Here is an 8,497-nt window from a genome sequence, read left to right as displayed (position 1 = left end):
CGACCTTCAACGCGATGTTGATCGCGGCCGAAGGACCATGGGAGCGATAGACCTTTTCGGCCGCGGCGGTGGTCACGGTCAGGCAGGTGCCTTCGCCGGCCGTAACGTCGATGTCGAAGAGGTCGCCGCCGGCCGCGCCGCCGGCGGTGTTGACGAACATCGCGGAAAGGCCGTGATCCTCCGGGGACGGAAACCGGACGCGGAGCGAGCCGGATTCATGCAACTGGCGGCGCCGAGTCTTGCCGTCCACCATCTGTACGTCGAAGGTCACCGATCCCCGGGCGCGGTTGGCGGCAAAGATCGCCGAAGCGACGCTGGTCGGACTGGTCGGCATGCATTTCCTGGTGGCGGCGATTACAGCGCCATCTGGCGGCTGATCTCGGCAGGATCAAGCGTGGAGCGATCGCAGGCGAATTTGACAACGCCGCGGTCCATCACGGCGAAGTTGTCGCCGAGCTCGCAGGCAAAGTCGAGATATTGTTCGACCAGTACGATCGAGATGGTGCCCAGGCTGCGCAGATAGGAGATGGCGCGGCCGATGTCCTTGATGATGGAAGGCTGGATGCCTTCGGTGGGTTCGTCCAGCAACAGCAGTTTTGGCCGCATCACCAGTGCACGGCCGATCGCCAGCTGTTGCTGCTGGCCGCCGGAGAGATCGCCGCCGCGGCGGCCGAGCATCGATTTGAGCACCGGAAACAGCGCGAACACGTCGGCTGGGATATTGCGGTCGGCGCGCTTCAGCGGCGCGTAGCCGGTCTTGAGGTTCTCTTCCACGGTGAGCAGCGGAAAGATCTCGCGGCCCTGCGGCACGAAGGAAATGCCGCGGCGCGCCCGCTCATATGGTTTCAGGGTGGAAATATCGACGCCATCGAAGGTGATCGTGCCGCCGGAGATGGCCTGCTGGCCGACCATCGCGCGCAACAGGCTGGTCTTGCCGACGCCGTTGCGACCGAGCACGCAGGTCACCTTGCCGGGCTCCGCGCTGACGGTGACGCCGCGCAGCGCCTGCGCCGCGCCATAATGCAGACTGATATTGTCGACTTTCAGCATGGTGATCGAAGTCCTTTGCCGCGCTCTCCGCGTCGTCCCCGCGAAGGCGGGGACCCATACACGCTGTCGTTCTGTTGGCCCCCGGCGCCGGTGTCTTCACCAAGAGGACCGGAGGTTATGGGTCCCCGCCTTCGCAGGGACGACACGGAGTTCATCTTCCCAAATACACTTCGACGACGCGGTCGTTCTGCGACACCTGGTCGATGGTGCCTTCCGCCAGCACGCTGCCTTCATGCAGGCACGTCACCTTGACGCCGAGTTCGCGCACGAAGGTCATGTCATGCTCGACCACCACCACGGTCTTGTTGTCGCGGTTGATCTCTTTCAGCAATTCGGCGGTCTGGTGGGTCTCGACGTCAGTCATGCCGGCGACCGGCTCGTCGACCAGCAGCAGCTTCGGGTCCTGCGCCAGCAGCATGCCGATCTCAAGCCACTGCTTCTGGCCGTGCGACAAGTTGCCAGCGAGGCGGTCGCGGGAATCGGTCAGGCGGATGGTTTCCAGCACCTTTTCGATCCGTTGCGTCTCCTCCCGGCTCCTGCGCCAGAACAGCGTGCCGCGGACGCGGTGATCGACATTCAGCGCCAGCAGCAGATTGTCCTCGATGGTCTGGCTTTCGAACACCGTCGGCTTCTGGAATTTGCGGCCGATACCGAGCTCGGCGATCCTGGTCTCGTCCAGCAAAGTGAGGTCGTGGGTGCCGTCGAAATAGACGTCGCCCTCGTCCGGCTTGGTCTTGCCGGTGATGATGTCCATCATCGTGGTCTTGCCGGCGCCGTTGGGGCCGATGATGGCGCGCATCTCGCCCTGCCCCAGGACCAGCGACAGGTTGTTGATGGCGTGAAAGCCGTCGAACGAGACGTGGACACCGTCAAGATACAGCAGCGCCGAGGTCATGCGCTTCTGGCGGGCCTCGGCCTGGCGTGCCGCAAGCTGCGGGTCGATAAAGCCCGGCGCGTGGGCGACGGTCTTTTCCATCACCGGAGGTTCGATACTGGTCATGCGCCCTACTCCGCCAGATGGGGTTTGCTGACGCCATCTTCGGCGGCGGCGCTGTCGGCATTGGCGGTGTCGCGCCGGGCCTTCCACGGCTCCCACCAGGCGTTGAAGGTGCCCACGATACCTTTCGGCAGCAGCAGCGTCACCAGGATGAACAGCGCGCCCAGCATGAACAGCCAGTACGGCGCAAGAGCCCCCGAGGTGAACACCGTCTTGGCGTAGTTGACGACCACGGCGCCGAGGGCCGCGCCGATCAGCGTGCCGCGACCGCCGACCGCGACCCAGATCACCGCCTCGATCGAATTGGCGGGCGCGAATTCGCCGGGGTTGATGATGCCGACCTGCGGCACGTAGAGCGCGCCGGCGACGCCGGCCATGCAGGCCGACAGCGTGAATACGAACAGCTTGTAGGATTCAACGCGGTACCCCAGAAACCGGGTGCGGGACTCGGAGTCGCGGATCGCGATCAGTACCTTGCCGAGTTTGGAGGTGACGACGGCGCGGCACATCAGGAAGCCGAGCCCCAGCGCCAGGCAACTCAGCGCGAACAAAGCCGCGCGGGTGCCTTCGGCCTGCACGCTGAAGCCGAGAATGTCCTTGAAGTCGGTCAGGCCGTTATTGCCGCCAAAGCCAAAATCATTGCGGAAAAAGCCCAGCAGCAGGGCGTAGGTCATCGCTTGCGTGATAATCGACAGATAGACGCCGCTGACCCGGGAGCGGAAGGTGAGCCAGCCGAAGCCGAAGGCGAGCAGTCCCGGCGCGATCAGCACCATCGCGGCGGCGAACCAGAACATGTCGAAGCCGTACCAGTACCAGGGAAGCTCCTTGTAATTCAGGAACACCATGAAGTCCGGCAGTACTGGATTGCCGTAGACGCCGCGCGGGCCGATCTGGCGCATCAGATACATGCCCATCGCGTAGCCGCCGAGCGCGAAGAACGCGCCGTGGCCGAGCGAGAGAATCCCGCAATAGCCCCAGATCAGGTCGATCGACAGCGCCAGGATGGCGTAACAGACATATTTGCCGAACAGCGCCATCAGATAGGTCGGCACCTGGAACAGGGAGTCGGCCGGCAGCAGCAAATTCGACAGCGGGATCAGCACGCCGACGGTGGCGACGACCAGCAAGAAGACGGTGGCACCGCGGTCCAGCGAACGGGTGAGGATATGCGGGGTCATGACAGAGCTCCGATGGCTCGGTCGTCATTGTGAGGAGCGAAGCGACGCGGCAATCCAGAAACCACAAGCGAAGACTGGATTGCCTCGTCGCAAGGGCTCCTCGCAATGACAGGCTGATAGGTCGGAGCCAAAATCGAAATATCCATTATCATGCCTCGATCGCCCGGCCCTTGAGCGCGAACAGACCGCGCGGGCGTTTCTGGATGAACAGGATGATCAGCACCAGGATGGCGATCTTGCCGAGCACCGCGCCGGCCACCGGCTCGAGGAACTTGTTGGCGATGCCGAGCGAGAAGGCGCCGACCAGCGTGCCCCACAGATTGCCGACGCCGCCGAACACCACCACCATGAAGCTATCGATGATGTAGCTCTGGCCGAGATTGGGCGACACATTGTCGATCTGCGACAGCGCCACGCCGGCGATGCCGGCAATGCCGGAGCCGAGGCCGAAGGTCAGCGCGTCAACGCGCGAGGTGGCGATGCCCATCGAGGCTGCCATCTTGCGGTTCTGCGTCACCGCGCGCATCTCCAGCCCGATGCTGGAATAACGCAGCATCGCCAGCAAGATCGCGAACACCGCGAGCGTGAAGCACAGGATCCACAGCCGGTTATAGGTGATGGTGATCTGGCCGAGTTCGAAGGCGCCGGACATCCAGGAGGGATTGCCGACCTCGCGGTTGGTGGGGCCGAACATGGTGCGCACCGCCTGCTGCAGCACCAAAGAGAGACCCCAGGTCGCCAGCAGGGTTTCCAGCGGGCGGCCATAGAGGAAGCGGATGATGGTGCGCTCGATCACGATGCCGATGATGCCGGCGATCAGGAACGCCAGCGGCACCGCCATCAGCAGCGAGTAGTCGAACAGCGCCGGATAGGAGGTGCGGATGATCTCCTGCACGGCGAAGGTGACATAGGCGCCGATCATGACCATCTCGCCATGCGCCATGTTGATGACGCCCATCACGCCGAAGGTGATGGCGAGGCCGATCGCCGCGAGCAGCAGCACCGATCCCAGCGACAGGCCGTACCAGGCATTCTGGGCGATCGACCACAGCGTCTGCCGGCTCTTGATCGCGGTGCTGGCGCTGGCGGCGCTGCGCGCGACCCCGATCGATTGTTCGGCGCCGGACAGGCCAGTCAGCAGCGCCAGCGCCTCCTGGTCGCCGCGCGCCTTGATGACGGCGATGGATTCGATCTTCTCGGCGTCGGTGGCGTCTTCCTTGAACAGCAGGATGGCGGCGCGGGCCTCGACAAAGGCCTGCCTGGCGGCCTTGCTGGTTTCCTTCTCCAGCGCGGCGTCGACCACCGGCAGCATCGCGGCGTCATGGGTCTTGAAGACTGACTGCGCGGCCTGGATCCGCCTGGCGGGATCCGGTGACATCAGCGTCAGCCCGCCCAATGCGGCTTCGATGGTCCGGCGCAGGCGGTTGTTCAGCCGCACGGCGACGGCGCTGTCCGGCACGGTCGCGGCCGGCGCCCCGGTAGCAGCGTCGAGGCTGTTGCCGTCGGCGCTGGTGACAAAAATTTTTTTGCTGTCGGGGTCGGCCAGCAGCCGGCCTTCCTGAAGCGCGCTAATGATGGCGAAGGCCTGCGCATTGCCGGACGTCGCAATCTCGCCGACGGCGGCGTCGGTATCGGAGAAATCGTCATTGGCGAATTTGGCGACGGCGTCCTCGAAGGGACCGGCCAGCGCCGGGATGGCCGAGGCGGCAATCAGCAGGACGGCAAAGGCAAGGGCGCGAAAACGAACGAAAAAACTGATCAGCACTGATGACCCCTGCGGAAGGAAAGAGAAGGCGACGAGACTGCCGCCTTCTCCAGTTGCTCGGGAGAAATGATCAACGACGGACCTATCAGCCGTCATTGCGAGCGAAGCGAAGCAATCCAGGAACCACGAAGAAAGGCTGGATTGCTTCGTCGCAAGAGCTCCTCGCAATGACGGGGAGAGATGGTCCCATGTTGCTCAGACCATCACGACGAGATCAGGAACCCTGACCGCCGCACTTGTTGGTCTTGGTGTTGTAGTTGCCGCACTTCTTGCCGACCCAGTCGCCGACCAGATCCTTGGAATCCGGCAGCTCCTTCGACCAGGCATCGCCGGCGACGAGGCCGGGGGTCTTCCAGACCACGTCGAACTGACCGTTCGGCTTGATCTCGCCGATGAACACCGGCTTGGTGATGTGGTGGTTCGGCAGCATCTTGGAGGTACCGCCGGTCAGATTGGCGGCTTCGATGCCGGGCAGCGCGTCGATTACCTTGTCGGCTTCGACGGACTTCGCCTTCTCGACCGCCTTCACCCACATGTTGAAGCCGATATAAGTGGCTTCCATCGGGTCATTGGTGGTGCGCTTCGGGTTCTTGGTATAGGCCTGCCAGTCCTTGATGAATTTGGTGTTGGCGGGGGTCTTGATCGACTCGAAATAGTTCCAGGCGGCGAGATGGCCGAGCAGCGGCTTGGTGTCGATGCCGGCGAGTTCTTCCTCACCCACCGAGAACGCCACCACCGGAATGTCGGTCGCCTTGATGCCCTGATTGCCGAGTTCCTTGTAGAATGGCACGTTGGCGTCGCCATTGATGGTGGAAACCACCGCGGTCTTCTTGCCGGCCGAGCCGAACTTCTTGATGTCGGCGACGATCGTCTGCCAGTCGGAATGACCGAACGGCGTGTAGTTGATCATGATGTCTTCCTGCTTGACGCCCTTCGACTTCAAATAGGCTTCCAGGATCTTGTTGGTGGTGCGCGGATAGACGTAATCGGTGCCGGCCAGCACCCAGCGCTTCACCTTCTCGTCCTTCATCAGATAGTCGACCGCCGGGATCGCCTGCTGGTTGGGGGCGGCGCCGGTGTAGAACACGTTGCGCTCGGACTCTTCGCCCTCGTACTGCACCGGGTAGAACAGCACCGAGTTCAACTCCTTGAACACCGGCAACACCGACTTGCGGGACACCGAGGTCCAGCAGCCGAACACGACGGAAACCTTGTCCTTGGTGATCAGCTCGCGCGCCTTTTCGGCGAACAGCGGCCAGTTCGAGGCGGGATCGACGACCACGGCTTCCAGCTTCTTGCCGAGAATGCCGCCTTTTTTGTTCTGCTCATCGATCATGAACAGCACGGTATCTTTCAGCGTCGTCTCGGAGATCGCCATAGTGCCCGACAATGAGTGCAGGACGCCGACCTTGATGGTGTCATCCGCGGCTTGCGCCGAAGAGAATGCCGAAAGCCCCATCACGAGGCCCGCGGTGGCGGCCATCCAGCGACGCCGGGTCATCGGTTGGGCTATCGCGTGAGTCAAATTGCTAATCATGTGCGTTCATCTCCCTGACGCAGACGTAAAATATCGCGGATCGGCCCCACGGCCGGCGCGAACACGTAATCGCAAGAAGTGTGCCACCACCACACCGCACGTCATGCCCCTGGGATCGTTGATGATTTACGGGTTTCGCCGCCCCCGGCCGAAATCGATTGTTTATTCAGTAGGCACAAGCTTTGACCATGCGCCTGGCACTCAGCCCAATAAATATGCAAAAATCGACTTTTGACTAAATTTCGCGCAGCGGTATTTGGTCGCGGCGCGATCATTCCGACGATTTACCTTGAAAATGCCGCGTTCGTGTCCCATATGACCGAAACGACCTTGAGAACCATCAGGTCTATGCGAGCCGCGTGTTCTGATCCCGCCCAACGGTTTCTGGCTTGCCCCTTCAGCTAACCAAAACCGACGCCCCAGACACGCGGGTGTCTCAGACACCCCTCGCGCGCTCCTGGCATAATGGCCGGGCGCCTGCTGTCATCATGGAAAGATACATCTTTTGACCTCCTTTCAGGAATTCGGCCTCGCCGATCCGATTACCCGCGCGCTCAAGGAAGAAAACTACACCACACCGACGCCGATCCAGGCGCAGACCATCCCGATCGCCATCACCGGCCGTGACGTGATCGGCATCGCCCAGACCGGCACCGGCAAGACCGCTTCCTTCGCGCTGCCAATCCTTCACCGCCTGCTCGAGAACCGCATCAAGCCGCGGCCCAAGCATTGCCGCGTGCTGGTACTGAGCCCGACCCGCGAGCTGTCCGGCCAGATTCTCGAGAGCTTCAACGCCTATGGCCGCCACATGCAGCTGACCTCGACGCTGGCGATCGGCGGCGTTCCGATGGGCCGCCAGGTGCGCTCGTTGATGCCGGGCGTCGACGTTCTCGTCGCCACCCCCGGCCGGCTGATCGACCTGGTGCAGAGCAACGGCCTGAAACTCGGCGCTGTCGAGTTCCTGGTGCTCGACGAAGCCGATCGCATGCTCGACATGGGCTTCATCAACGACATCCGCAAAATCGTCGCCAAGCTGCCGATCAAGCGCCAGACGCTGTTCTTCTCGGCCACCATGCCGAAGGATATCGCCGAGCTCGCCGAATCCATGCTGAAAGATCCGGCCCGCGTCGCCGTTACCCCTGTCGCCTCCACCGTGGAGCGGATCGCTCAGCGCGTGATCCATGTCGATCACTCCGCCAAGCCGGCGATTCTCGCCCAGATCCTGAAGTCGGAGACCGTCAACCGGGCGTTGATCTTCACCCGCACCAAGCACGGCGCCGACAAGGTCGTGAAGGGGCTAGAACGTGCCGGCATCCGCGCCGACGCGATCCATGGCAACAAATCGCAGAACCACCGCGAGCGCACGCTGGCGAACTTCCGCACCGGTGAGATCAAGACGCTGGTGGCCACCGATATCGCCGCCCGCGGCATCGACGTCGACGGCATCACCCATGTAGTCAATTTCGACCTGCCGAATATCCCCGAGACCTATGTCCACCGCATCGGCCGAACCGCGCGCGCCGGCAATGAGGGCATCGCGATCTCGCTTTGCTCCGGCGAGGAAATGGCGTATCTGCGCGATATCGAGAAGCTGATCCGCATTACGCTTCCCAAGGAAGACCGACGCACCCCCGGCCGTAACGATGTCGGCCCGCCGCCCTCCCAGAATCGTGGCGGCAACCGCAACGCCCGCCCGGCCCCGTCGCGTGACGGTGCGCCGAGCAACAGCGCACGCAACCGCCGTCGCCCCACCAGCGGCAACGGGAGTGCACCGCAATCGAATCGCGACGAGTCGCGACACGAGAATACCCGGCACGAGCCGGCCACGCGTCCGGCCACTCAGGCCGCATCTACTACTAAAGAAGGGGTGCAGGGCGTTGCCTTCCTGCATCGCGAAAGCCGCCCGAACACCACACCGAACCGTACCCAGCGTCCGCGCTAAATTCGATCGATCTGGAGCTAACAATGGC

Annotated in this window: 7 protein-coding genes; 1 reads left to right on the top strand and 6 read right to left on the bottom strand. The window is 62.9% G+C overall.

The window, feature by feature from the left end; all coding sequences use genetic code 11:
- The 6 genes from Q0S16_RS06165 to urtA form a co-directional block, all read right to left on the bottom strand.
- The coding region (locus Q0S16_RS06165; RefSeq protein WP_295846111.1) for an urease accessory protein UreD at positions 1-334 on the bottom strand (334 nt) is incomplete at its 3' end.
- Between the two features lie 20 nt (positions 335-354).
- On the bottom strand, positions 355-1,050 hold the full coding sequence (gene urtE / locus Q0S16_RS06160; protein WP_295846109.1) for an urea ABC transporter ATP-binding subunit UrtE: 696 nt from the start codon (positions 1,048-1,050) through the stop codon (positions 355-357).
- Positions 1,051-1,201: 151 nt separating this feature from the next.
- Positions 1,202-1,945 (bottom strand): urea ABC transporter ATP-binding protein UrtD, encoded by a 744-nt coding sequence (urtD, locus tag Q0S16_RS06155; RefSeq protein ID WP_295846114.1) that lies wholly within the window; start codon positions 1,943-1,945, stop codon positions 1,202-1,204.
- 110 nt (positions 1,946-2,055) lie between these two features.
- Positions 2,056-3,225: an urea ABC transporter permease subunit UrtC gene (gene urtC / locus Q0S16_RS06150; RefSeq protein ID WP_295846108.1), complete on the bottom strand. Its 1,170-nt coding sequence runs from the start codon at positions 3,223-3,225 to the stop codon at positions 2,056-2,058.
- A 148-nt stretch (positions 3,226-3,373) separates the two neighbouring features.
- On the bottom strand, positions 3,374-4,984 hold the full coding sequence (gene urtB / locus Q0S16_RS06145; RefSeq protein ID WP_295846113.1) for an urea ABC transporter permease subunit UrtB: 1,611 nt from the start codon (positions 4,982-4,984) through the stop codon (positions 3,374-3,376).
- Between the two features lie 220 nt (positions 4,985-5,204).
- Entirely contained in the window at positions 5,205-6,527 is a 1,323-nt protein-coding gene (gene urtA, locus Q0S16_RS06140) for an urea ABC transporter substrate-binding protein (protein WP_295846107.1), read from the bottom strand.
- A 505-nt stretch (positions 6,528-7,032) separates the two neighbouring features.
- Between urtA and Q0S16_RS06135 the strand changes: the two genes are divergently transcribed.
- Complete coding sequence (locus Q0S16_RS06135; protein WP_295846105.1) at positions 7,033-8,469, top strand: DEAD/DEAH box helicase; 1,437 nt, start codon at positions 7,033-7,035, stop codon at positions 8,467-8,469.
- Positions 8,470-8,497 lie beyond the last annotated feature (28 nt).

Origin of the sequence: Tardiphaga sp., from assembly GCF_025356345.1 — a bacterium.
Lineage (GTDB): Bacteria > Pseudomonadota > Alphaproteobacteria > Rhizobiales > Xanthobacteraceae > Tardiphaga.
The sequence above is the reverse complement of the archived record's forward strand: the minus strand, read 5'-3'. Positions and strand labels throughout refer to the sequence as shown.